Raw genomic sequence first — 23261 nt, forward strand, 5'->3', positions numbered from 1 at the left:
GCAATACCGATGAAGATCCGCCTCAACAACGGCGTCGAAATCCCGCAACTCGGCTTCGGCGTCTTCCAGGTCCCGGACGACCAGACCACCGCCGCGGTGGCCAGCGCTCTCGAGGCTGGCTACCGCAGCATCGACACCGCCGCGATCTACGGCAACGAAGCAGGCGTCGGCCGCGCCATCGCCGAGTCCGGGATCCCGCGCGAGGACCTCTTCGTCACCACCAAGCTGTGGAACGAAGACCAGGGCTACGACTCCACCCTGCGCGCCTTCGACGCCAGCCTCGCGAAACTCGGTCTCGACTACGTCGACCTGTACCTGATCCACTGGCCGACCCCCGCCCGCGACCGCTACCTCGACACCTGGCGCGCCCTGGAACACCTCGCCAAGGACGGCCGCATCCGCGCCGCGGGCGTGTCCAACTTCCAGCCCGCGCACCTGCTCCACCTGCTCGACAACAGCGGCCTCGTGCCCGCTGTCAACCAGATCGAGCTGCACCCCGGCCTGCAACAGGCCGAACTGCGCGCCTTCCATGCCGAGCACGGTATCGCGACCGAAGCGTGGAGCCCGCTTGCCCAGGGTGCCGTCCTGACCGACCCGGCGATCACCGAAATCGCCGCGCGCACCGGGAAATCCGCCGCGCAGGTGGTGCTGCGCTGGCACCTGCAGTTGGGCAACATTGTGATCCCGAAGTCCGTGACGCCCGCCCGGATCCGGCAGAACCTCGACGTCTTCGACTTCGACCTGACCGACAGCGACCTCGCCGCCATCGCCACCGCCGACCGTGGCCTGCGCACCGGGCCGGACCCGGATCAGTTCAACTGACGGATCGCCGCGAGACAGCGGACACCGCCTCCTCGACGCCGCATCGGGTGCACGCCAGGCACTCGATGCGGCGTTTTGCGCATGCCGCCCCGGGGTTCGGCTCGGTCTCGGCCGGGGCGGGATGTGCAGCCTGGTCGGGCGGAGATGCGCAGCCCTTGGACCGGGCGACGTGACCGCCGAGGCCGAGATGTGCGGCATTTGGATCTGGTCGCTGTGTTGGCCGGGGCAGAGTGAGGCGGGGCGTGGATCTGTTGGCTGGGGCGGAGTTGTGCAGCGCCTGGACCGGGCAGCGCTGTCCGCCGGGGTGGAGTTGTGCGGCTCCTGGAACTGGTGGCAGTGTCGGCTGGGGCCGGAGTTATGCGGCACCGGGCAGCTGTGCCCGACGGGGTGACGTTGTGCGGTGCCTTGGCCGGGCCGCCTGCCAGGTGGGGCGGAGTTATGCGGCACTTGGGCCGGGCAGTTGTGCCCGGCGGGGTGGGGTGGTGCGGTGCCTGCGCCGGGCCGCCCTGGCAGGTGGGACGGAGTTATACGGCACTTACGCCGGGCAGCCGTGTCAGCTGGGGCGGAGTTATGCGGCACTTGGACCGGGCAGCTGTGCCCGCCTGGGCGGAGTGGTGCGGCACCTGGACCGGGCCGCCGTGTCAGCTAGGGCGGAGTTATGCGGCGCTTGACCCTGGTTGCCGTGTCGCCCGGGGCGGAGTGGTGCGGCACAGGAGCCGGAACAGCCGTGTCGGCTGGGGCGGAGATGCGCAGTACCCCGACTGGGTAGCCGTGTCAGCGAGCGCCCACCTGTCCGAAGCACGCCCGAAATCGCGGCCCGTCCGTCTAGTTCCGTACGAGCCGGGTCGCCGTGACCCCGTTCGGGAAAGCCGTTCGTTCCGCCACCGAAAACACTGTCGGATCGAACCCTCCCTCCACCATGGGGATGCCCGCACCAGCCACCACTGGGTAGCTCTTCAGCACGATCTCGTCGATCTCCGGCAGCAGCGCGCCGGCGAGTTTGCCGCCGCCGCAGAGCCAGATGTCTTTTCCGGTTTCCTCCGTCTTCAGGTCTCTCACCAGGCCGACCGGATCGCCGGGGACGACGGTTACTGCTGGGTCGAGGTCCGGTTTCAGGGTGCTCGACACGACGTACTGGCGAAGGTGCGCATAGGGACTGGGGACGCTCGGATCGAGCTGATGCGTCGCGCGGCCCATTAGGACAGTGTCGAAACGGCGGTTCGGGGCACCTTCGACACCGGCAGCGGCGCGGAAGGCGGTCGGGATGGTTTCCGGGTACAGCGTGTTCATGAATCCCATGTAGGCGGCGGTCTGCTGGGCGTCGCCTTGCGGGAAGAAGTCGAACTCGCCCGCGGGGCCGGCGATGCGGCCGTCGAGGGTGACTGCGATGTAGTACACGAGCTTTCGCATCTGGTAACTCCGTCTGTAGTACTATGCCTGAAGTGGTTTGAAACGTACTACTACAGCTGGAGTGGTGTCAAATGGCGCGGAGGAACGACCAGCGGCGGGCTGCGCTCGTTGACGCGGCGATCGAGGTGCTGGCGCGCGAGGGAGCGCGTGGGCTGACGTTCCGGGCGGTCGACGGGGAGGCTGGCGTGCCCGCGGGCACCGCGTCGAACTACTTCGCCAATCGTGACGAGCTTTTCACGCAGGCTGGGGCTCGGGTGTACGAGCGGCTGCAGCCGGAGGACGACTCGCTGCCGCCGGGGCTCGGGGACCGGGAGTCGTATGCCCAGCTGATGCGTGAGCTGGTCGGTCGGATCGCGGCGTTTCGCACCGGGTATCTGGCGTTGCTGGAACTCCGCCTCGAAGCCACTCGACGGCCGGAGTTGCGGAGGGTGCTGACGGAGCGGGTCCGGGACGACGTCGAGGGGAACGTCGCGTACCACCTGGCGTCCGGGCTGCCCGGCGACGCCACCGCGGTCAAGCTGCTGATTCTCGCGCTGAACTGGCTGATCGTCGAACAACTGACCTTGCCGGACGTTTTCTCCGAAGCGGAACGGGAACACTTGATCACCGAGGCGGTCGAACGGATCATCGGCCCCGAATAAGGACTATCCGGGAGAAAAAGAACCGTTTCCCGGCCCGCTCTCGACCGCTAATTTAGGTTTGCCTATCGTAATCTGCGTGCAGTGGGCAGACGCGGTTCCGAACCTGATGATCGGCTTGCGCGAAGGGCTGGAAGCGGGCCTCGTGGTGAGCATCCTGCTGGCCGCGCTGCGCAAGATCCGACGGCCGGAAGATGGCACAGCGGGGCCGGTTTCGACCGCTCCGGTGTGGCTGGGCGTGCTGGGCGCGGTGACCGTAGCGGGCAGTTTCGCCACAATTCTCACCTTTTCTACCGATGTCCTATCCTCCCGGGCGCAGCAGATCGTTGGCGGCTCGTTGAGCGTGCTCGCGGTATTCCTCGTAACCGGCATGGTGTTTTGGATGCGGCGTACCGCGATGGGGCTTTCCGCACAATTGCGCGGCGAAGTCGAACGCGCGGTGGCGATCGGCGCGGGCGCGCTTACGCTCACCGCGTTCCTGGCGGTCGGCCGGGAGGGCCTTGAGACCACGCTGTTCCTCTGGACGGCGGTGAAAGCGTCCGGCACCACGGTCGCGCCGCTGACCGGAGCGGCGCTCGGGCTCGGCCTCGCGATCCTGCTGTGCTGGCTGCTCTACCGCCGCGCGGTAAAGCTCAACCTCGGCGTTTTCTTCAGCCGCACGGCATTCGTGCTGATCGTCATCGCGGCGGGCGTTCTGTCCTATGGCCTCGGCGACCTCCAGGACGGAGGCGTGCTGCCCGGCCAGAGCTGGGTCGCCTTCGACCTCACCGGCACGCTCGATCCGAACTCGTGGTGGGTTTCGCTGATCAGCGGCGTCACCGAGTTGACGCCCCGGATGACCGTCCTGCAGGTGACCGCCTGGCTCGGTTACCTCGCCGTCGTGCTCCCGCTGTTCGTCAAGGCCGGTCGGCAGCCCGTCGAGCGCAAGCCGGAAAGCGAACCTGCGCCGGCGGGGAAGTGGGAACGGCTCGCGGGCAAGCACACCGCGATCGTCGCGGGCGCGCTGGTGCTGGCACCGGTCGCGGTGGCCGCGTTGGTGATCGCCGTACTTCCCCAAGCCGCAACGGGTTCCACGATCTCGGTGTCCGAGCACGACTGTGCGCCGGAGTGGAAGTCCGCGCAGGCCGGGACGCAAAGCATCACCGTGACCAACAAAACCGCGAAAGCGGGCGAGATCCGGCTCGACGACAGCAGCGGCGGAATCGTCGCGGAGATCGAGACGATCGGCCCGGCCACGAGTGCCACGATGTCCGCGACGCTGGCCGACGGTTCCTACACCTTCCACTGCCTGATGTCCGGACAGGCGACCACTGCCTCGGCTCCGGTGCAGGTCAGCGGCGGGGCGGCGAACGACGGTCCGGCTCCGGTCAAACCGGTCACCACTGAAGATCTCACCGGTCCGAATCAGAAATATCTCGCTTACGCAGCCCAGCAGCTCGGCACGGTGTCGAGCGCGGTGGGCACGGTCCGCGCGGACCTGGCCGCGAATAACACCGATGCGGCGAAGAAGGACTGGCTGACCGCGCAGCTCGCGTGGGAGCGAGTCGGCGCGTCCTACAACAGCCTCGGCGACGCGGGTACCGCGGTCGACGGCCTGCCCAACGGGTTGCCCGCCAACACAGCTGATCCCGGTTTCACCGGGTTGCACCGCTTGGAGTACGGCCTGTGGCACGGTCAGACTCCGGCGTCCCTGGTCCCGGTCGCCGACCAGCTCACCCAGGATCTCGCGGCCCTGCGCGGAAAACTCGCCACTGACGACGTCGCGGGCGATCCCACGAAGTTGCCGATCCGCGCGCATGAAATCCTCGAAGACGCGATCCGCGATCATCTGTCCGGAATGGACGATCAAGGCAGCGGAACCGCTTACCCCGCAACGGCTGCCGACGTCGACGTCACCCGCACGGTTCTGGCTGAGCTGACTCCGCTGCTCAACGAGCGCGCGCCCAATCTGGTCCAGACAGCGGAAAAGCAGCTCACCACGTTGCACGAGGCGCTGGTCAACCATGCGCCCACCACTCTCGCTCAGCGGCAGGCGGTGAACGGCGCGGCCGGAGCTGTCGTCGAGACGCTGTCCGCGGTGCCCACTCTGCTCGAAGTTCCCCCGAGCCACTGATCGGCTGGTGAATCCCGAAGTGACGAACGTCAATCGCCGCAACTTCCTGAAAGGCGCGGCCGCCGGAGCGGCAGGCACCGCGCTCACCGGAGGCGTGCTGATCGGCGGCGCCCAGGCCGACGAACGCTCCGCCGGCGCGGCGCCGACCCCGGCGACGGAGTATCCGTTCCACGGCGCCAACCAGTCCGGCGTGCTCACTCCGGCTCCGGTCGAAAAGCAGGCTTCCGCCGCCTTCGTGGCATTCGACCTGCTCAGCGGCTCGAAGACGGACCTGATCGCGCTCCTGCACACGCTCACCGACCGCGCCCGGTTCCTCACCGCCGGCGGCACGCCGCCGAATCTGGGCGTCGGACGGCCGCCGTCGGACAGCGAGGTGCTCGGCCCGTCCGTCGTCGCCGACGGTCTCACCGTCACGGTTTCCTTCGGCTCGAGCCTCTTCGACCGCGTCGGTCTCGCTGCGCGGAAACCGAAAAAGCTGACCCCGATGAAGATCTTCCCGGACGACGCGCCGGAAGCCGCCTGGATGCACGGGGACCTGCTGATCCAGTTGTGCGCCAACAATCCGGACACCGTGCACCACGCGCTCCGCGACCTCACCCGGCACACCCGCGGCGCGATGCAGTTGCGGTGGAAGATGCACGGCTACAACCCGCCGCCGCGGCCGTCCGGCGCGGGCCGGAACCTGCTGGGGTTCAAGGACGGCACGGCGAACCCGGTCGGCGGCGAGGCGAGCGGGCTGGTGTGGGTCGACGATCCGGCCGAACCCGCGTGGGCGCGCGGCGGCAGCTACCAGGTGGTGCGGCTGATCCGGATGCTGGTCGAGTTCTGGGACCGGGTGTCGATCAACGAACAGGAGAAGATGTTCGGCCGCCGCCGCGATTCGGGCGCGCCGCTGGACGGCAACGCCGAGACCGACAACCCGGACTACGCCGCCGACCCGAAGGGCGCGGTGATCCCGTTGACCTCGCACATCCGCATGGCCAACCCGCGCACGCCCGCCACCGACAACCAGCGCCTGGTCCGCCGTTCCTACAACTACGACCTCGGCGTGGACGCGAACGGGGAACTCCAGGCCGGGCACGTGTTCGTCTGCTACCAGCAGGACGTCCGGCGGCAGTTCGAGACGGTGCAGCAACGGCTGGCCGGCGAACCGCTGGTGGACTACGTCCAGCCGTTCGGCGGCGGCTATTTCTTCACGCTGCCCGGCGTCCGCGACCAGGCCGACTGGTACGCCAGCGGACTGTTTGGTTAGGCTAACCTTGCTTCGAGTGGTCGAGGTGCGGTGCAATGAGGTATGGACCTGTACTCGATCGGCGAGGTGTCGGCGCGCTTCGACGTGCCGGTGTCGACGCTGCACTACTGGGAGAGCTGCGGCCTGATCGAGCCGCGCCGCCGCTCCGGCTGGCGGTTCTACGACCGGGACCAGCTCTACCGGATCGCGCTGATCCGCACCTGGCGCGAAACCGGCCTGCTGAGCCTCGACGACATCGCGGCGCTGCTCGGCGTCCACGGCCAGTCCGACGACTGGCGGAGCACGGTGACCGCCCGGATCGGGTCGATCCAGGAACAGGTGACGCGGCTGCTCGACGCGCAGGCTTATCTGCACCACCTCATGACGTGTCGGCACGACGGTCCTCTGGACGAGTGCCCTGGGTTCCGGGCCGGGGTGGAGCTGCCGGTCGCCAAAGCAACCAAGTAGCCGGTGCCATCGTGGCACCGGATTTTTCCGAGGTGGCACCACCCTCTGACCAGGTGTTTCGCTATCTGCAGTGCCATAGTGGTGCCAAACTGAGCCATGGTGGCTTGTGGTGGTGCCAAGCGTGTGCCATAGTGGTGCCATGGACTTGACCACGTACGTAAGCAACCTCGGGCGGGAATTCGCGACGCTGGCCGAGGCCGGCGGCGAAGAGGGACGCGCGCTGGTCGAGCGGCTGACCGGATCGCTCGAATCGGCGATCCGGATGACCCTCCTGGACACCCTGTCCGGCGCCGTCGACGAGATCACCCGGGACCTCGCGCCCGGCTCGGTCGAACTGCGCCTGCGCGGCCGCGACCCGAACTTCGTCGTGACCGCGCCGCCCGCCGAACCCGCTCCGGCTCCGGCGCCCGCGGCGGAACCGGCTCCGGAGGCCGAACCGCTGTTCTCCGAGGACGGTCCGTCCGCGCGGATCAACGTGCGGCTGCCCGAACAGCTCAAGGCCGCGGTCGAGGAGGCCGCCGCCAAGGAAGGCCGTTCGGTCAACGCCTGGCTCGTCCGGGCGGCCACCGCGGCGCTGCAGCAGCGGCCCGAACGCGAGCAGCGGTTCGAGCCGCCCGGCGGCACGTTTTCCAAGCAGAGCTTCACCGGCTGGGTCCGGTAGCTCTCTCTTCTTCGCGCACTCCTTCACCTGTCTCTGACCTGCGGAGACGGCACACCTATCCGAAATGTGGGGACAACCATGCCTAAATTCGACACTCCCGACCCGATTTCCGTCACCCTCGACCTGGGCGTCGGCCAGGTCCGGTTCGCCGCGAGCGACCGTGCCGACACGGTCGTCGAGGTCCGGCCGACCGACGAGGCGGACTCGTCCGACGTGAAGACCGCGAAGCAGGTCCGCGTCGACTACAGCAACGGCACGCTGCACATCACCGGCCCGAAGATGCGGGCGTTCGACTTCTCCCGCAAGACCCGCTCGGTCGACGTGACGGTCGAACTGCCCACCGGCTCGCGGGTCACCGCCGAGGTGCAGGCGGGTGCGTTCCAGGGCACCGGGCAGCTCGGACAGTCGCGGTTCAAGACCGCGGCGGGGAACGTCAGCCTCGACCGCACCGGTCCGCTGCGCGTCGACACCTCGGTCGGGCACGTGACGGTCGAAGGGGTCGCGGGCGACGCCGAGGTTTCCACGTCGTCCGGGAAGGTTCGGCTCGGGCAGATCGACGGGACCGTGGCGGTCAAGAACTCCAACGGCGAAACCACGATCGAGTCCGCCGGCGCCGAGGTCCGGGTGCGCGCGGCCAACGGAGACATCACCGTTGAGCACGCTGGTTCCGGGGTCGACGCGAAGACGTCCAACGGGGCGATCCGGCTCGGCGAGGTCGTCCGCGGTTCGGTCCTGCTCGAGAGCGCGATCGGCGACCTGCGGATCGGCATCGCCGAGGGCACCGCGGCCTGGCTCGACGTGAAGACCAACTTCGGCCACGTGCGCAACCAGCTGGAGACGTCTGCCGGCGCGGGCGAGTCCAAGGAGACCGTCGAGGTCCGCGGGCACACGGCGTTCGGCGAGATCGTCATCCACCGCTCCTGACTCACATCTGAGGGGAAACCTATGTCCAGCAACCATTCCCGGCCCGCGATCGCCGCGACCGGACTCCGCAAATCCTTCGGCGACCACGTCGTGCTCGACGGCATCGACCTCACCGTCGCCCGCGGCACGGTCTTCTCGCTGCTCGGCGCGAACGGCGCGGGCAAGACCACCACGGTGAAGATTCTGTCCACTTTGATCAATGCCGACGCCGGTGCGGCGCAGATCGCCGGGTACGACCTCACCGCGGAAGCGGACGGGGTGCGGGCTTCGATTGGGGTCACCGGGCAGTTCTCCGCCGTCGACAATCTGCTGACCGGCGAGGAAAACTTGCTGCTGATGGCGGATCTGCACCACCTCGACCGGACTGCCCGGCGGCAGCGCACCGCGGAGCTGCTCGAACAGTTCGATCTCGTCGAAGCGGCGAAGAAGCCGGTGTCGACGTACTCCGGTGGCATGCGGCGCCGGCTCGACCTGGCGCTGACGCTGGTCGGGAGCCCGCAGGTGATCTTCCTCGACGAGCCGACCACCGGCCTCGACCCGCGCAGCCGCCGTGCGATGTGGGAGATCGTGCGCAAACTGGTGGCCGGTGGGGTCACGATTTTCCTTACCACGCAATACCTCGAAGAGGCCGACGAACTGGCGGACCGGATCGCGGTGCTCGACCACGGGCGGATTGTCGCTGAGGGCACGGCGGAAGAGTTGAAGCGCCAGATTCCCGGCGGACACGTCCAATTGCGCTTCGAGGAAGAGGCGGATCTTGCGGAGGCGCAGCGCGCGCTGAGCGAGGCGTCGCGGCAGCACGACGCGCTGGTGCTGCGCGTGCCCAGCGACGGGAGCCTGCAGTCGCTCAAGGCGTTGATCGACCGGCTCGACGCGTTGCCGGTGAAGGTCGGCGAACTGTCCGTGCACACCCCTGATCTTGACGACGTTTTCCTTGCCCTGACTGGCAACCCCACTGACGAAAAGGTGACTTCCCGATGACTGCTCCCGTTCTCGCCGGACCGGATCTGCGGTTCCACCCGGTGCGCGATTCGCTGACCATGCTGCGCCGGAATCTCAAGCACATGCTCCGGTATCCGTCGCTGACGATCATGCTGGTCGGCATGCCGGTCGTGTTCCTGCTGCTGTTCGTCTACGTTTTCGGCGGGACTCTAGGCGCGGGGTTAGGCGGGGCGGGCGGAGGCAGAGCCGAGTACGCCAACTTCGTCGCGCCGACGATTCTGCTGATGACCATTACCGCCACCGTGCAGGGAACGGCGATTTCGGTCGCGATGGACCTGACCGAGGGGGTCATCGCCAGGTTCCGGACCATGCACATCGCGCGGGTTTCGGTGCTGACCGGGCACGTGCTCGGCAGCGTGCTGCAAGCGTTGTTCGGGCTCGTGGTGGTCACCGGGGTCGCGCTGCTGGTCGGGTTCCGGCCCGCTGCCGGAGTCGGTTCGTGGTTCGCGGCGGTCGGATTCCTGGTGGTGGTGGCGCTTGCGCTGGTGTGGCTGTGCGTCGCGCTCGGACAGGTGAGCAAGAGCGTCGAATCGGCGAGCAACACGCCGATGCCGTTGCTGCTCCTGCCTTTCCTCGGCAGCGGGTTCGTTCCGACCGACTCGATGCCGGGTGCGCTGCGGTGGTTTGCCGAGTACCAGCCGTTCACGCCGATCATCGAGACCCTGCGTGCGCTGTTGCTCGACAAGCCGCTGGGCAACCACCTGTGGTTCGCGCTCGGCTGGTGCGCCGTGATGGGCATCGGCGGCTATCTCTGGTCCAAGAAGCTTTTCAATCGCGAATACGCACACTGAAGGGGGCATGGGGGATGACTGGCGAAGAGATCGTGCAAGGGGTTCCGATGGGGCGGGCGCGGGGATGCCCGTTCGATCCTCCGCCGTCGCTGACCGCGGTGCGGGACCGGGCTCCGCTGGCGCGGATGGCGTTCCCGGACGGGCACGTCGGCTGGCTGGCCACCGGGCATGCGGAGGTCCGGGCGATTCTGGCGGACCAGCGGTTCAGCAGCCGGTACGAATTGTGGCACTACCCGTTTCCCGGGATGGAGCAGTTCCCGGAATTGCCGCCGGCTCCGGTGGGGGACATGACGGGACTTGACGCGCCGGAGCACACGCGGTTCCGGAAACTGCTGACGGGCAAGTTCACGGTGCGGCGGATGCGGTTGCTCAGCGATCGGGTGGCCGAGGTCGCCGGCGAGTATCTGGACGCGATGGAGAAGGCTGGGCCGGGGGTCGATCTGCTCGAAGCTTACGCGTATCCGGTGCCTGCGGTGATGATTTGCGAATTGCTCGGGGTGCCTTATTCGGATCGGGCTTCGTTTCTGGGGTATGCCGCGGCGATCAGCGATGTTGATCTTTCCGAAGCGGAGAGGATGACTGCTTATGGACAGCTGCAGGAGTATGTGGCTTCGCTGGTACCGGCTAAGCGGGCCGCGCCCACGGACGATTTGTTCAGCGACCTAACCGGCAGCGATCTGACCGACGAGGAATTGGCGGGGCTGGGGACGTTCCTGCTGGCGGCTGGGCTGGACACCACGGCGAACATGCTGGCGTTGGGGACTTATGCGTTGCTTCGCCATCCGGAGCAGTGGGCGGCGGTGCGGGATGAGCCGGAGGCTGCTGGCGGGGCGGTTGAGGAGCTGATGCGGTATCTGTCCATCGCGCATACCGGGGTGCGGGCGGCGCTGGAGGATGTCGCGGTCGGCGGGCAGGTTATCCGGGCTGGGGAGTCGGTGGTGCTGTCGGTGCAGGCGGCTAATCGGGATCCGCTGAAGTTCGAGCGGCCGGATGAGCTCGATGTGCGGCGGGGTGCGGTGGGGCATGTCGGGTTCGGGCATGGGATTCATCAGTGTTTGGGGCAGCAGTTGGCTCGCGTGGAGATGACGGTGGCGTTGCCTGCGTTGGTGCGGCGGTTTCCTGAGCTGCGAGTGGCGGGGGAGGTTGTTTTGCGGCCTGAGTTGCAGAATATTTACGGGGTTTCCCGGATTCCTGTTGCTTGGTGAGTCTGGGTTGCGTTGGCTCCCTCGCTTTTGATTGTTTAGCACTGGCTCGGCGCTATCAAGGGCGCCTTCGGCGTCGCTGCGCGATGACCGCTGGCACGGCCACCCTTGACAGCGCCGAGCCAGTGCTAACTGCGGCGGGGGCGAGGGGATGGGGGTGGAGTGGTCGTCTTGGTGAGTTGCGGGGGACGGGATGGCCTTGGCGCGACCGAGGTGTCGTGAGGGGGTCCCTGAGGGAATCAGATTCCCTCAGGGGTCCCCTCACGGACATTCGCAGGGGCGTGCAGGACGGCGGGCTACGCGCGTAGGCATCGCTCGCGTGTGCGGGTCGGCTGCTCGGGGACGACAACGGGCGCTTCTTTCCTCAGGTCGGGGCGGAATTCGAGGCGACGGGCGGCGTCCGGCGGGGGAAGATCGGAAGCGCGGAGTGTCAAGTAGTGGACTGTGTACCGTTCGTAGGGTTCGCGCGGCGCAGGCTCGCGGAGCTGCTTCGGTGAAGCTGGCACCTATACTCGGGCGTTGTGACTGAAGGGTTCTCGCAGGTGCTGGAGCGTTGCCGGGCGTTCCTGGAGGAGCGGCAGCCGTCGACGCCGTGTCTGGTCGTGGACCTTGACGTGGTGCGCGGGAACTGCGAGCGGCTTGGGCAGGTGCTGCCGGAAGCGCGGATGTATTACGCGGTCAAGGCTAATCCGGCGCCGGAGGTCGTGCGGGTTCTTCGGCAAGCGGGCGCTGGGTTCGATGTCGCGGGGCGCGAGGAGATCGAGTTGTGTCTCGCGCAAGGGGTGCGGCCCGAGTTGCTGTCCTATGGCAACACGGTGAAGAAGGCTCGGGACATCGAGTTCGCGCATCGCGTGGGGGTGCGGCGGTTTACCTTCGACAGCCTCGAGGACCTGGAGAAGATCGCGGAGTTCGCGCCGGGGGCGACGGTCTCGTGCCGGATTCTCGTGGACAGTCCTGGATCGCAGACGCCGTTCGGGCGCAAGTTCGGCTGTGCTCCCGAGATGGCGGTCGACCTGCTGGTTCGGGCGGCGGGGTTGGGGCTGGATCCGGAGGGGGTCGCGTTTCACGTTGGGTCGCAGCATGTCGATCCGCGGGCTTGGGAAGTCGGGATCGCTGCCGCGGGCGAGGTTACTCGTGCGGTTGCGGAGCGCGGGGTTTCCTTGCGGGGGCTGAATATCGGCGGTGGGTTTCCTGTCGGCTATCGGACTGAGCCGCCGCCGTTGGAGGAGTACGCGGCGGTTATTCGCGACGCCCTCGGGCGGCATTTCGCGGTGGTGCCTGAGTTGTCGTTCGAGCCGGGGCGGGCAGTGGTGGCGTCGGCTGGGGTGATTCGCAGCGAGGTCGTGCTGGTGTCGCGGAAGTCCGCGGCGGACGGGAAGCGTTGGGTGTATCTCGACATCGGCCGGTACGGCGGGCTCGCCGAGACGGAGAACGAGGCGATCGCGTACCGGTTGGTCACCGCGCATGACGGCGGTCCGGATGGGCCTGTCGTGGTTGCGGGGCCGACGTGCGACGGGGACGACGTGCTTTATCAGCGCACGCCGTATCGGTTGCCGTTGGCGTTGCGGGCTGGGGATTACGTCGATATTCCGGACGCTGGAGCGTACACGCAAAGCTATTCTTCGGTGTCGTTCAACGGGTTTCCGCCGCTGCGGTCGTACTTCATCGGCGGGGAGCCCGGCGGGGTCGGGGAATTCGCTGGACGGCATGTGCTGGCTGAGTTTTCCGGAGTGTCCGCGGAGCTGCTCGACGACCCGGTGTTTCTGTGCGAGAGCTTGGAACGAGTGCTGGACAAGGCCGGCGCGACGGTGTGCGAGCTGACGTACAAGCAGTTCGAACCACACGGGGTGACGGCGATGGCGTTGCTGTCGGAGTCGCACGCTTCGATCCACACGTATCCGGAGCGCGGGTCGGCGTTCGTGGATGTGTTCACGTGCGGGCACAAGGCGGATCCAGAGCAGGCGGTTCAGTTGTTGCGGGACTTGCTCGGCGCGAGCGTTTCGCGGGTCACCACTATCCACAGAGGACAGGAAGACAGTTGAACATCGAGGAACCAGTCGGCACGGGACTGACCCGGACGTGGCACGTCTCGGACGTGCTGGTCGACACGCGGACTGCCTATCAGCACCTGGTGATCGGCAAGACAGCGCAGGGGATTTCGCTGTTTTGCGACGACGAGCGGCAGAGCACCGAGTTCAGTCAGCTGGTGTATCACGAGGCGTTGCTGGTTCCGGCGTTGCTGCTGGCGTCCACTGTGGACCGGGTGTTGGTGGTCGGGTCCAGTGAAGGCGTGGTGTGCCAGATCGCGGCCGAGGCGGGGGCTTCGGTCGATCACGTGGACATCGATGCCGAGGCGGTTCGGCTGTGCGCGGAGCATCTTCCGTACGGGTACACGTCGGCTGAACTGGCCCGAGCGGAGCGTGGCGAGGGGCCGGTTCGGGTGCATTACGTCGATGGGTGGGAGTACGTCCACACCTGTGCGGAGAAGTACGACGTGGTGCTGGTCGATCTGCCGGATGAGCAGGATGGCACCGATGCTCAGCACAATCGGTTGTACGGCAAGGAATTCCTGGAGCAGTGCCGGTCGTTGCTGACGCCTGGCGGGGTGGTGGCGTATCAGGGCGGGTGTCCGACGTTGTGGCGGAACTCGACCTTGGTGAAATGCTGGCGCCGGTTCGAGGAGGTCTTCCCGACGCCGGTGTACTTCGGGTCGCCGGAGCACGAATGGGCGTTTTTCTTCGGGACGGACGTGGAAGCGCCGCTGGAGACCATGGTGGCGCGGTTGGAGACGCTGCCGTACCGCCCGGTGTCGGTCGACGCGCTGACGTTGCGCGGGGCGACGGTTCCGCCGATCAGCCTTCGCCGGTGACGGATGTGTGGACGTTCGCGCTGATCACTCCGGACGGAGTGGTCAGTGACGCGTTCGATTCCATTGTGGATCTGGTGCAGCGCAATGGCTTCGTCGTGGTGACGGGTCGGGTGCTTCAGCTGGATCTGCCGACGATGATGCGGGTGTACCGGGCGTCGGAAGCGGTTGATCTGGAGAACGATCCGTTCGCGCAGCTTTACGGCTCGGGGGCGGCGTGTTTGCTCCTGCTGCATCGTGCCGACGGGGACGCTTGCGCGACGTTGACGCGCTGCAAGGGCGCGACCCGGCCGGACGCTGCGGAGCCGGGGACGGTGCGGTACCTCGGGGAGAACGTCATCCTCAATCTCCTGCACTGCCCGGACGATCCAGCCAATGCGCTGCGTGAACTGTCCATTTTGGTCGGTCCGGAGACTGCTGAGCGGTACCGTGCGGAGGCGGTGTCCGGCGTGCTGCGCGGGGCGGCGGCGGTGCGCGCCAGTCTTCCCGCGACGCACGGCTGGGAGGCGATTTCCTACCCCGTGGCGGTCAATCGCATCCGGCGGCGGATCGCGCAGCAGTTCGCGCCTGCTGATGCGGGCCTCCAAGCCGCGCTGGACGACGAACGTGACCGGATTGCTGAGTGCCGGACCAGTAGTGAACGTCGGCGTGCAGCGGATCGGGAGAACCCGTCGATCCAGCGGAGGCTCACCAGCCTCGGGCTCGGAGAACTAGCCGGAGCGCCGCCGGATCAGGCTGTGCTTGCCGAGCGCGGCGTCTTCGTTTCGCAGCTCGAAAGGCTGGTCATCGACACCCACGACACGTGATCAATGCCCGGAGAACCACCCCGGCAGATCCAGTCGTGCCGAGTCCGGCGAAGCGACCTTCCGCAGATCCTCTTCCATCGACCGCAACCGCCCGGCACCCAAGGTCTCAGCCCACTCGGCCCGCAGCCGGTCGAAGATCTGTGCGGACTTGGTCAGGCAGTCGAGACCGCGGTCGGTCAGGCGCACCAGCATGCGGCGGCCGTCCTCGGGGTCGCGTTCTCGGTGGACGTATCCGAGCCGTTCCAGGGTGTCGATCGTCTTGCCCGCGGCCTGCTTGGTGACCCCGAGCGTGCGGCCCAGTTCCACGGCGGTGGTCCCGGACGGGCCGATTGCCTGGAAGACGAAGCCGTGCATCGGGCGCAGACCGGGGTGGCCCTGCTTCGCCAGCTCGGCGTGCAGGTCGTCGATCAGGCTGCGGAAGGCGAACAGCAGGCGCAGCGGCAGCTCGTATCCGGGCGGATCGCTTGACATAGGTAGACAACCTCGTTGACTATATGGACAACCTGATTGTCTATCTTAACGGGGAGAGCAGCATGGCAGTGATCCGGGACAGCCGTCGGACCGAGACGCCCAACGCGGTGATGACGACGTTGGCTTCGCCGACGCAGGGCGGCAGTCAGCAGGCGGTCTGGAGGGTCGAGATGGTGCCCGGCGCGGTCGGGCCGGTGCACGCGTTCGATACCGAGCAGGTGTGGACGATCCTCGGCGGCGCGGCGGAGATCACCGTGGGCGGTGTCGTTGAAGCCGTGAAGGAGGGGGAGACGGTGGTGCTGCCCGCGGACGCGGAGCGGCGGGTGCGGGCGGACGCGCGGAGCGGCATGGTGGCGATCGCGTGTGCGTCGGGGAGTACTCGGGTGTATCGGACGGGTGTGGTGCCGGCCTGTGCGACGGCGGACGGGGACAAGATTCTTCCGGACTGGGTCGCCTGAGCTGTGGCGGGCGTCACGGAATGTTCGGCGATCTTGGGCGCTACAACGGATATGTCTGCTCCCACTACGCCAGAAGAGTCCGCCGCGGTCGTTCCCGTTCTGGACGACTTCGATTTCCCGCTCGTCGACGGCGCTGCCTGCCGGATCGACGACCCGGACTGCGAAGCCTGCCAGTAACACCGCACGCACGGAGGAATCCGCTGCGTGACAAAGTGGTAACAACACGAGTGACCGGTCGGTGACGGCTCGGGAAACACGGTAACTGCCGGCCCTTCCGGCAGTTACCGTCATTCTCGTGCCGTTGACATTGATCAAAGGTCAGTTCCGGGTCGTCGGGGCCTCCCCGGACGGGGATTCGGTCCGGTTCTATCCCGACCGCGCCGATGCGTTTTCCGCCGCCAACCTCAAAGTGCGGACCAATTCCCGCGGCGGGGTGCAGTTGCGCCTCGACGGGATCGACGCGCTCGAAACGCATTACCGCCCGAGGGTTGCCGGGGCCGAGCTGTGGCGTCAGCCCAAGGAACTGGCGGACGCCGCCGGGGCGGAACTGTTGCGGTACCTCGGTTTCACGAAGATCGAGCGCGACGAAGGCGGGCGCGTTTCCGCCAGTACGCCGGGGGAGACGAGCGGGCACATCCTGACCCGGTTCGCCGACAAGTACGGCCGCGCGGTCGCGTTCGCGTTTCCCGGGCAGCGCGCGGGGCGTTCCACGGACGGCGGGAGCGTGCACCTCGACCCGAAAGCGCTGAAGGCGTCGGCGAATTTCCGTCTTCTCGAAACCGGGCTGGCGTATCCGACGTTCTACTCCAAGCTTTACCCGGACCTCCGGCAGGCGATGTCCGACGCGGCGGTCGCGGCGCGCGGCGCGGGCAAAGGCGTGTGGGAGCACGACGTCACCACCAAGGGATTCAAGCTGAGCAGCCGCGCCCAATTGCGTGACGATATGGTGCTTTTGCCGAAACTGTTCCGCCGTTTGGTCGATTACCTGAGCCTCGACGAAACTGGCGGCGTCTCGCTCGCCGGGTTCGCGGATTACATCGACACCCGCAACGACCGGCTTTTCACCATCCCGGACGGGCACGCGACGGAACTCCACACGCTCCTGTCCGTCCGGCGGCAGACGTTGAAGCTCACGACTCCGCCGGAGCAGATCGTGTTCGAAGAGGCTTGACCGGCTGCCGCAGCACGGTCTTCAGCTTCTCGGGCGCGGTGCGGCGCGGGTCGCTCAGGTAAATCTCGTGGTGGTCGCCGTTGAAGGTCAACTCGTGCGCGGGCAGGTATTCGTCGTGGAGTCGGTGCAGCGTGGGCGTTTCGTCGTCGTACGAGCCGAGGTGCAGGATCTGGACGCTCGTGCCTTCGGTCAGCGTGCGTAGCCGAACGCTGGTGAGGGCGGGGTTGCCCTTCTTCTTCGCGACGCTTTCGGCGGCTTCCCGGACCATCTCCTCGGTGACCCAGTCCGGCTGGTTGATCATCATCGTCCAGTCCCACTTCGCTTTTTCCCGAGTGAGGAAGACGGTGGGGTCGTCGGCGCGCCACAGCCCTTCGAGCGGTCCGACGACGAAGTCCCGGCCGAGGGTTTTCTTGCTGGCGAACTTCACCGAATACGCGATTCCGTACAGCGCTTCGACGGCGTTTGTGTACTCCGGCGCGGTGTTCGGGTCGCCGTGGCCGTCGACGGCGAGGTACTGCAGCGTGGGGACGTCGACGACGGTGAAGTCCTTCGACGGCGGCGCATACAGCGCGCGGTGGGCCTTCTTGACGTCATACTTCTCCATCGCGGTCTCCTTGGCGAGGACGCTCTCGGTCCAGGTGAGGTCGGCCGTGAGCATCGCTTCGCTGTAGTCGAAGATCGCCGCCGCGGCGTCGGGCAGGGGTTCTTGGCGGGCGCGCGTCGCTCGGACTTCGGCGAGTTGTTCGCGTACTGCGGCGAGCCGGGTGGTCAGCCCGGAACGCACTTCCGCGTCCGGCAGGACTGGGCTGTTGGCCATCGCGATGAGGACGCGCGCGTGGACCGGCGTGAGGGTGGCGAGCGCTTCGCGGGTGGCGTCCGCGCAGAGTTCGACGCCGGACGCCGTGGCTTGGAAGGTCGCCCGCGATTTCCCGGAGCGCGGACCGCCGGTGGCTTCGATCAGACCGCGTTTGGCCAGCTTGTCGAGGACGTAATAGATCGAGGAGAAGCCGAGCGCGGTCCAGGCGCGGATGCCGCGGTCCTCGATCACCCGCTCCAGTTCGTAGCCGTGCCGGGGTTGTTCGACGAGCAGGCCGAGGACGGTCAGTTCGGCGTCGGTGAGGGCGGGCACGCCAGCTATTCTAGTACTAGAATAGCTGCGCCTCCAGGACCGCGACCTCCGGTGCCGGGTCGAAGCCGTGCCCGAGCAGCCAATGGACCACCCGGAGGCTGCGCAGCGACCACCACGCGCGGAGTACGTCGAGGTCGATGTCCGTGCCGTAACCGGCGACGACGTCGGCGAGGTGTTCCTGGTGGGCGAGGGTCAGGGCGGCGAGGTCGAAGAGGGCGTCGCCCTGGGCGGCTTCGGACCAGTCGAGGACGCCGGTGACCTCGTCGCCCTCGACGAAGATGTGGGCGACCTGCAGATCGCCGTGGGCGAACACCGGGGTCCACGGCCGCAGCGCCGCCTTGGCGATCTGGTGGTTGCGGGTGACCAGGTCGGCGGGGAGCGCGTCGTTCGCGATCAGCCACGCGCATTCGCGGTCGAGCTCCGCGGCGAGTTCGTCGGGGTCCCAGCCGGGCGACGGCGGCAGCGGCGCCTCGTGCAGTTTGCGGGCGGCGGCTCCGGCAGCGGCCCAGGCCTCGGGCGACGCGGTTGACGGTTTGCCGGGGCGACCCAGTTCGCGTCCGGGCAGGGCGGCGAGCGCGAGCACGGGCGGTTTCCGCCACAGGATCTCCGGCGTCGGGACCGGGGCCAGCGCCATCGCCGCGACCTCGGCGTCGGCGCGCGCCTGATCGGTGTCGACCTTCAGGAACACGTCGCCGACGCGCAGGGTCGCGCGTTCGTGGTGGGCGACGATGACTTCGACTTCCTCCATGGCCGCGATTGTCACGAAGACGATCACTCGCGTCGCCCCATTTTCCGGCACGCCGCGGCGAGTACCCCCAGCACTCGCCCCTCCCGCGGAGGCTGTCCGCCCGGCCCCACCGCCGCCGGCCCGGAGGCCGGCGACCAGGTCCCCACCTCGGGGGCCGGACGTGGTTCCCACCCTGCCCGGCGCCGTCCCCAAGCTGTCCCCGGTCTGTCCTTTCGATCTTCGCGGTGCCGGTGACCTGCGCGGGTATGCTCGTAACCCGGAGCGGAGGAGGGAAGTCGCGGAATGGATTTTCGCGTGCTCGGAGCGCTGGAAATCCAGGACGGGACCGACCGGCTGACGTTGCCCGGCGCGCGCCATCGCCGCGTGCTGGCCTGTTTGCTGCTCTCGCCCAACTCGGTCGTCCCGCTGCCGAAGCTGATCGAGGCGACGTGGGACGGCGAGCCGCCCGCGACCGCCACGAAGCAGATCCAGAACTGTGTGTCCGTGCTCCGCGAGCGGCTCGGCGACCCCAAGCAGAAGCTCATCGTCACCGACGGCTCGGGCTACCGGATCACGGTCGACAATCTGCAAGTCGACTGGCTTCGGTTCACCGACGCCGTTGCCGCCGCCCGGCAGTCGGCGGAGGCAGGCGCGCTGGCGGACGGGGTCGAGAAGATCCGGTCGGCGCTGCGGTTGTGGCGCGGTCCGGTGCTGGACGGACTGGACGCCGCGGCGCTCGCCGGGCGGGCGGCGCGGCTGGAGGAGCAGCGGCTCAACGCGGTGGAGCTGTGCATCGACTGGCAGCTGAAGCTCGGCCAGCACCGCGAGGTCGTGGACGAGCTGGGGGAGATCGTCGAGGAACATCCCCTGCGGGAACGGCCGTACGCGCAGCTGATGCTCGCCTTGGACCGCAGCGGGCGGCAGGCGGACGCGCTCGCGGTGTTCCAGCGATTGCGGACGCAGCTCGCTGAGGAACTCGGGGTCGATCCCGGTGCCGAGGTGCGCCGGTTGCACGAGCAGATCCTGCGCGGGGAGACCGAAGAGCCGGTTGTCGTGGAGCAGGTGCAGCCGGAGCAGCCCTCGAGTCAGCTCGATCGGGCGGCCGAGGAACTCGCGGCGGCGATCGTCCGGCAGTGGACCGCCGAGACCGAGATCCGCTCGCTGCACCGTCCGGAGCCGGTGCCGCTGACCTGGACGAGCACCGAGCGTCCGGTGGCCGCGGCCGCGTCGGCGGTGCTCGGCCGGCCCGGCGACCCGGAGCGGCTGACGTTCAGCGGCGATCTCACCGACGTCGTCGCGAAGTTCCGGCAGGTCCCGGCGCGGCAGCTGGTCGTGCTCGGCGAGCCGGGCGCGGGGAAGTCGGTGCTGGCCATCCTGCTCACGCTGGGGCTGCTGGCCGACCCGCCGCCGGGCGAACCGGTGCCGGTACTGCTGCCGCTGTCGTCGTGGAATCCGCGCGAGGAACACCTGCACGGCTGGCTCGCCCGACGGCTGGTCGAGGAGTATCCGGGCCTGGCCAATACCGGCGCGTACGGCAAGGGAGCGGCGCTGCGGCTAGTGCTCGAAGGCCGGGTCATCCCGGTGCTCGACGGTCTCGACGAGCTGGCTCCCGGACTGCACACCGCCGCGATCGACGCGCTGGACCAGGCCGTTTCCGGCGGTCGTCCGCTCGTGGTGACCTGCCGCAGCACCGAGTACGAATCCGCGGTGGAGCAGTCCGGGACCTTTCTGTCGCGCGCGGCGGTGGTGGAGATCGAACCGGTCGAGACCGAGGACGCGATCGACTTCCTCACCGCCCGGCAGCGCTTCGGCGAAACCCGCTGGGACCCGGTGGTCCGGCAGTTGCGGCAACATCCGGAAAGCCCGCTGGCGCAGGCACTTCGCACGCCGCTGATGGTCGACCTGGCCAGGACGGCGTACGCGCATCCGTCGACCGATCCCGGCGAACTCTGCGACACGACGCGCTTTCCCGACCGCGCGGCGATCGAGGGACATCTGCTGGACGAGTACCTGCCCGTGGTCTACACCTCGCGACCGGCCCCGCCCGCCCGGCTCGACCGGCCGACCCGCCCGCGCGATTACCCGGCGGAGCAGGCGCAGCGGTGGCTGAGCTTCTTCGCCCGGCAGCTGGAACGCGACCAAAGCCGCGATCTCGCGTGGTGGCAGTTGGACCGGGCGGTGCCGAGGCTGGTGCTGGGACTGTGCCTCGGACTGCCGCCGGCGTTGCTGTTCGCGCTGACCGGCTGGATCGCCGCGGGTCCGGTGATCGGGGCGATCTACGGGCTGTCGTTCGCGGTGGCAGGTTGTGTAACGCATACAGTCGGCAGCCGACCGGGGCCGTTGCGGGTGGAGGCGCGGTTCCGCGGTACTGCGGGCCGGTTCCTGCGCCGGTTCGCGGTCGGGGTGCTGATCGGGGTGTGCCTCGGGTTGGCGTGGTCGCTGTCGGTCGGGGTGATCGCCCTGCTCGCGATTGTGTTCGGGCTGGCGATCGGAGTGCACGTCTGGCTGGATACGCCGCTGGAGGCGAGCCGCGTGTCGAGTCCGGCGAGCGTCCTGCGCAACGACCGCGCCGCGACGTTGTCGTTCACCTTGTCCTTCATCGTCTCGCTGGGCCTGTTCTACGGGATGGCGTTCGCCTTCACGAAGGAAACGCGGTTCCTCGGCGTCTTCAACGACCGTTACGACCTGGCGCTGGCCTTCGCCGGCGGGCTGGCGTCGGCGTTGCTGGGCCGGTTTTTGGTGCGGAGTCCGGGAAGTCTCGCCTACGGCATCGCTGGCGTGATCATCGGCGGCCAGGTCTTCTCGCGGGCGTCGAGCACGGCACAGGCGGTGGCGGCCGGGCTGATGTTCGGGTTGGCCGTGGGGCTGAGCGTGTGGATCTCCCGGGCTTGGGGCGCGTACACGTTCAGTCGGCTGTGGCTGGCATCGCGGAAGCGAATCCCGGTGGATCTGATGGGTTTCCTCGACGACGCGCATCGCCGCGGCGTGCTGCGTCAGGTCGGCGAGGTCTACCAGTTCCGGCACGCGCGGTTGCAGGAACGGCTCGCGGCGGATCCGGGTTAACGCTGCAATCGCGGGTCTTGCGATGGGTCCGCGTACATCGGCGGGCAGCCCTGGTCGATGGCTTCGGGCCGCAGTTCGTAGTGCCACGGTTCGTTGCGGTAGATCTGGCACAGTCCATACGCGGCACCGTGTTTCGACAGCCACGCCGTCGCCGCGGAGGGGCCGAGGTCGATCGCGTTTCCCAGGACGTGCGCGGACCGGTCGGCGGTGGCTACCCAGCGGGCGGCTTCCTGTTCCGAGCCGTACTTCGCGATCGCCTTGTGCCGAAGCTGATTCTGATACGCCGGGGAACGCCAGCCGCTGTTGACGCGGAATTCGACGCCGTCGTTCGCGGCGTCCTTCGCCGCTCGACGCAGCGCATCCAGGAAAACCGGGTCGAGATTGGCCACGGCCGGAATCTCGGCGAACACCGTGGTGCCGGGCGGGACGGCTCCGTCGGCCTCGCTCAATGCGCCACGACGGCGAAGCACCTGGCGGACGGTTCGCCGGAAAACGGCGAGAGCCGGGCGTCGTGCTGATTCGCTGCGGGTCATGGCGTCCAGCCAAGGGGAACCGGTGTTGCCAGCACGTACGCGGTTTCGGATATGCCAGCGATACGTGTCTGCTCGTAGCATCGACGGCATGCGTGTGCTGATCGTCGAGGACGAGCCCTACCTGGCTGAGGCCATCCGGGACGGGTTGCGCCTGGAGGCGATCGCGGCCGACCTCGCCGGGGACGGGGACACAGCGCTGGAAATGCTGAGCGTCAACGCGTACGACATGGCTGTGCTCGACCGGGATATCCCCGGGCCTTCGGGCGACGAGATCGCGAAGCGCGTCGTCGCGTCCGGCAGCGGCATGCCGATCCTCATGCTCACCGCCGCCGACCGGCTCGACGACAAGGTCTCCGGCTTCGAACTCGGCGCCGACGACTACCTCACCAAACCGTTCGAGATGCGGGAACTCGTGCTCAGGCTGCGCGCGCTCGATCGCAGGCGCGCGCACAACCGGCCGCCGGTGCGGGAAATCGCGGGACTGAAGCTCGACCCGTTCCGCCGCGAGGTCTACCGCGACGGCCGGTACGTCGCGCTGACCCGGAAGCAGTTCGCCGTCCTGGAGGTGCTCGTCGCGGCCGAGGGCGGGGTGGTCAGTGCCGAAGAACTCCTCGAACGGGCCTGGGACGAGAACGCGGACCCGTTCACCAACGCCGTGCGCATCACGGTTTCGGCGCTGCGCAAACGGCTCGGCGAACCGTGGCTGGTCGCGACCGTCCCCGGGGTCGGCTACCGGATCGACGACGGATCGGACCGCACGTGATCCGCGAGCCGG

23 protein-coding genes and 1 pseudogene are annotated in these 23261 nt (G+C 68.0%); 19 read left to right on the plus strand and 5 right to left on the minus strand.

The annotated features are described in order from the left end of the window. The first annotated feature begins 9 nt into the window (after nucleotides 1–9). On the plus strand, nucleotides 10–822 hold the full coding sequence (locus WA670_RS15700) for an aldo/keto reductase (RefSeq protein ID WP_336158108.1): 813 nt from the start codon (nucleotides 10–12) through the stop codon (nucleotides 820–822). Between the two features lie 825 nt (nucleotides 823–1647). Here WA670_RS15700 and WA670_RS15705 read toward each other — a convergent pair. Then, nucleotides 1648–2232, minus strand: coding sequence for a dihydrofolate reductase family protein (locus WA670_RS15705; RefSeq protein WP_336158109.1), 585 nt, complete (start codon nucleotides 2230–2232; stop codon nucleotides 1648–1650). A 71-nt stretch (nucleotides 2233–2303) separates the two neighbouring features. Between WA670_RS15705 and WA670_RS15710 the strand changes: the two genes are divergently transcribed. From WA670_RS15710 to WA670_RS15770, 13 genes and pseudogenes are all read left to right on the plus strand, one after another. Further along, nucleotides 2304–2873: a TetR/AcrR family transcriptional regulator gene (locus WA670_RS15710; protein ID WP_336158110.1), complete on the plus strand. Its 570-nt coding sequence runs from the start codon at nucleotides 2304–2306 to the stop codon at nucleotides 2871–2873. 76 nt (nucleotides 2874–2949) lie between these two features. After that, entirely contained in the window at nucleotides 2950–4983 is a 2034-nt protein-coding gene (gene efeU / locus WA670_RS15715; RefSeq protein ID WP_336158111.1) for an iron uptake transporter permease EfeU, read from the plus strand. Between the two features lie 19 nt (nucleotides 4984–5002). Then, nucleotides 5003–6235 (plus strand): iron uptake transporter deferrochelatase/peroxidase subunit, encoded by a 1233-nt coding sequence (efeB, locus tag WA670_RS15720; RefSeq protein ID WP_037812184.1) that lies wholly within the window; start codon nucleotides 5003–5005, stop codon nucleotides 6233–6235. A gap of 42 nt (nucleotides 6236–6277) precedes the next feature. Continuing rightward, nucleotides 6278–6682: a MerR family transcriptional regulator gene (locus WA670_RS15725; protein WP_336158112.1), complete on the plus strand. Its 405-nt coding sequence runs from the start codon at nucleotides 6278–6280 to the stop codon at nucleotides 6680–6682. Between the two features lie 139 nt (nucleotides 6683–6821). Then, nucleotides 6822–7343 (plus strand): YlcI/YnfO family protein, encoded by a 522-nt coding sequence (locus tag WA670_RS15730; protein WP_037812082.1) that lies wholly within the window; start codon nucleotides 6822–6824, stop codon nucleotides 7341–7343. A 78-nt stretch (nucleotides 7344–7421) separates the two neighbouring features. Further along, nucleotides 7422–8267, plus strand: a complete 846-nt coding sequence (locus WA670_RS15735; protein ID WP_037812081.1) for a DUF4097 family beta strand repeat-containing protein — start codon at nucleotides 7422–7424, stop codon at nucleotides 8265–8267. A 21-nt stretch (nucleotides 8268–8288) separates the two neighbouring features. Continuing rightward, nucleotides 8289–9248: an ATP-binding cassette domain-containing protein gene (locus WA670_RS15740; RefSeq protein WP_336158113.1), complete on the plus strand. Its 960-nt coding sequence runs from the start codon at nucleotides 8289–8291 to the stop codon at nucleotides 9246–9248. Then, complete coding sequence (locus WA670_RS15745; RefSeq protein ID WP_043839379.1) at nucleotides 9245–10060, plus strand: ABC transporter permease; 816 nt, start codon at nucleotides 9245–9247, stop codon at nucleotides 10058–10060. The genes WA670_RS15740 and WA670_RS15745 overlap by 4 nt, the downstream gene beginning before the upstream one ends. Before the next feature lie 14 nt (nucleotides 10061–10074). After that, complete coding sequence (locus WA670_RS15750; RefSeq protein ID WP_336158114.1) at nucleotides 10075–11265, plus strand: cytochrome P450; 1191 nt, start codon at nucleotides 10075–10077, stop codon at nucleotides 11263–11265. A gap of 614 nt (nucleotides 11266–11879) precedes the next feature. Then, nucleotides 11880–12851, plus strand: a pseudogene (locus WA670_RS15755) (type III PLP-dependent enzyme); the annotation flags it as partial. Between the two features lie 75 nt (nucleotides 12852–12926). Continuing rightward, the gene (gene speD, locus WA670_RS15760) at nucleotides 12927–13304 is read left to right on the plus strand and encodes an adenosylmethionine decarboxylase (RefSeq protein WP_336158267.1); all 378 of its coding nucleotides are present in this window, start codon (nucleotides 12927–12929) and stop codon (nucleotides 13302–13304) included. Next, nucleotides 13301–14131: a spermidine synthase gene (locus WA670_RS15765; protein ID WP_037812071.1), complete on the plus strand. Its 831-nt coding sequence runs from the start codon at nucleotides 13301–13303 to the stop codon at nucleotides 14129–14131. Before speD ends, WA670_RS15765 begins: the two co-directional genes overlap by 4 nt. Further along, nucleotides 14128–14934, plus strand: coding sequence for a nucleoside-diphosphate kinase (locus tag WA670_RS15770; RefSeq protein ID WP_336158115.1), 807 nt, complete (start codon nucleotides 14128–14130; stop codon nucleotides 14932–14934). Before WA670_RS15765 ends, WA670_RS15770 begins: the two co-directional genes overlap by 4 nt. On the opposite strand, the gene WA670_RS15775 is transcribed toward WA670_RS15770, so the two are convergent. Next, nucleotides 14935–15405: a MarR family winged helix-turn-helix transcriptional regulator gene (locus WA670_RS15775; protein ID WP_336158116.1), complete on the minus strand. Its 471-nt coding sequence runs from the start codon at nucleotides 15403–15405 to the stop codon at nucleotides 14935–14937. 23 nt (nucleotides 15406–15428) lie between these two features. Between WA670_RS15775 and WA670_RS15780 the strand changes: the two genes are divergently transcribed. From WA670_RS15780 to WA670_RS15790, 3 genes are all read left to right on the plus strand, one after another. Continuing rightward, nucleotides 15429–15863, plus strand: a complete 435-nt coding sequence (locus tag WA670_RS15780) for a cupin domain-containing protein (protein WP_336158117.1) — start codon at nucleotides 15429–15431, stop codon at nucleotides 15861–15863. A 51-nt stretch (nucleotides 15864–15914) separates the two neighbouring features. Further along, nucleotides 15915–16040, plus strand: coding sequence for a hypothetical protein (locus WA670_RS15785; RefSeq protein WP_255409804.1), 126 nt, complete (start codon nucleotides 15915–15917; stop codon nucleotides 16038–16040). Between the two features lie 118 nt (nucleotides 16041–16158). Then, a complete protein-coding gene (locus WA670_RS15790) occupies nucleotides 16159–17034 on the plus strand; it encodes a nuclease (protein ID WP_336158118.1) in 876 nt (291 codons plus the stop codon). Here the strand turns inward: WA670_RS15790 and WA670_RS15795 are convergent. Both WA670_RS15795 and WA670_RS15800 read right to left on the minus strand, forming a co-directional pair. After that, entirely contained in the window at nucleotides 16994–18163 is a 1170-nt protein-coding gene (locus WA670_RS15795) for a GyrI-like domain-containing protein (RefSeq protein WP_336158119.1), read from the minus strand. The two genes, WA670_RS15790 and WA670_RS15795, sit on opposite strands and share 41 nt — an antisense overlap. 16 nt (nucleotides 18164–18179) lie before the next feature. Continuing rightward, entirely contained in the window at nucleotides 18180–18911 is a 732-nt protein-coding gene (locus tag WA670_RS15800) for a phosphotransferase family protein (RefSeq protein ID WP_336158120.1), read from the minus strand. A gap of 282 nt (nucleotides 18912–19193) precedes the next feature. Here WA670_RS15800 and WA670_RS15805 point away from each other — a divergent pair, with 282 nt between their 5' ends. Then, complete coding sequence (locus WA670_RS15805; protein WP_336158121.1) at nucleotides 19194–21953, plus strand: BTAD domain-containing putative transcriptional regulator; 2760 nt, start codon at nucleotides 19194–19196, stop codon at nucleotides 21951–21953. On the opposite strand, the gene WA670_RS15810 is transcribed toward WA670_RS15805, so the two are convergent. After that, nucleotides 21950–22486, minus strand: a complete 537-nt coding sequence (locus WA670_RS15810) for a M15 family metallopeptidase (protein ID WP_275292146.1) — start codon at nucleotides 22484–22486, stop codon at nucleotides 21950–21952. The genes WA670_RS15805 and WA670_RS15810 overlap by 4 nt on opposite strands. A gap of 88 nt (nucleotides 22487–22574) precedes the next feature. Here WA670_RS15810 and WA670_RS15815 point away from each other — a divergent pair, with 88 nt between their 5' ends. After that, on the plus strand, nucleotides 22575–23249 hold the full coding sequence (locus tag WA670_RS15815) for a response regulator transcription factor (RefSeq protein ID WP_336158122.1): 675 nt from the start codon (nucleotides 22575–22577) through the stop codon (nucleotides 23247–23249). The last annotated feature ends 12 nt before the right edge of the window (nucleotides 23250–23261 follow it).

This window comes from Amycolatopsis sp. VC5-11, assembly GCF_037034185.1.
GTDB lineage: Bacteria > Actinomycetota > Actinomycetes > Mycobacteriales > Pseudonocardiaceae > Amycolatopsis > Amycolatopsis nivea.

What these genes read in the sequence shown, in the direction of transcription:
- WA670_RS15750 (WP_336158114.1), top strand. Translation starts at nt 10,075, where the DNA reads ATGACTGGCGAAGAGATCGTGCAAGGGGTTCCGATGGGGCGGGCGCGG.
- WA670_RS15700 (WP_336158108.1), top strand. Translation starts at nt 10, where the DNA reads ATGAAGATCCGCCTCAACAACGGCGTCGAAATCCCGCAACTCGGCTTC.
- WA670_RS15815 (WP_336158122.1), top strand. Translation starts at nt 22,575, where the DNA reads ATGCGTGTGCTGATCGTCGAGGACGAGCCCTACCTGGCTGAGGCCATC.
- WA670_RS15735 (WP_037812081.1), top strand. Translation starts at nt 7,422, where the DNA reads ATGCCTAAATTCGACACTCCCGACCCGATTTCCGTCACCCTCGACCTG.
- WA670_RS15745 (WP_043839379.1), top strand. Translation starts at nt 9,245, where the DNA reads ATGACTGCTCCCGTTCTCGCCGGACCGGATCTGCGGTTCCACCCGGTG.
- WA670_RS15730 (WP_037812082.1), top strand. Translation starts at nt 6,822, where the DNA reads ATGGACTTGACCACGTACGTAAGCAACCTCGGGCGGGAATTCGCGACG.
- WA670_RS15800 (WP_336158120.1), bottom strand. Translation starts at nt 18,911, where the DNA reads ATGGAGGAAGTCGAAGTCATCGTCGCCCACCACGAACGCGCGACCCTG.
- WA670_RS15775 (WP_336158116.1), bottom strand. Translation starts at nt 15,405, where the DNA reads ATGTCAAGCGATCCGCCCGGATACGAGCTGCCGCTGCGCCTGCTGTTC.
- WA670_RS15725 (WP_336158112.1), top strand. Translation starts at nt 6,278, where the DNA reads ATGGACCTGTACTCGATCGGCGAGGTGTCGGCGCGCTTCGACGTGCCG.
- WA670_RS15710 (WP_336158110.1), top strand. Translation starts at nt 2,304, where the DNA reads ATGGCGCGGAGGAACGACCAGCGGCGGGCTGCGCTCGTTGACGCGGCG.
- WA670_RS15740 (WP_336158113.1), top strand. Translation starts at nt 8,289, where the DNA reads ATGTCCAGCAACCATTCCCGGCCCGCGATCGCCGCGACCGGACTCCGC.
- WA670_RS15705 (WP_336158109.1), bottom strand. Translation starts at nt 2,232, where the DNA reads ATGCGAAAGCTCGTGTACTACATCGCAGTCACCCTCGACGGCCGCATC.
- WA670_RS15785 (WP_255409804.1), top strand. Translation starts at nt 15,915, where the DNA reads ATGTCTGCTCCCACTACGCCAGAAGAGTCCGCCGCGGTCGTTCCCGTT.
- WA670_RS15805 (WP_336158121.1), top strand. Translation starts at nt 19,194, where the DNA reads ATGGATTTTCGCGTGCTCGGAGCGCTGGAAATCCAGGACGGGACCGAC.
- WA670_RS15780 (WP_336158117.1), top strand. Translation starts at nt 15,429, where the DNA reads ATGGACAACCTGATTGTCTATCTTAACGGGGAGAGCAGCATGGCAGTG.
- WA670_RS15810 (WP_275292146.1), bottom strand. Translation starts at nt 22,486, where the DNA reads ATGACCCGCAGCGAATCAGCACGACGCCCGGCTCTCGCCGTTTTCCGG.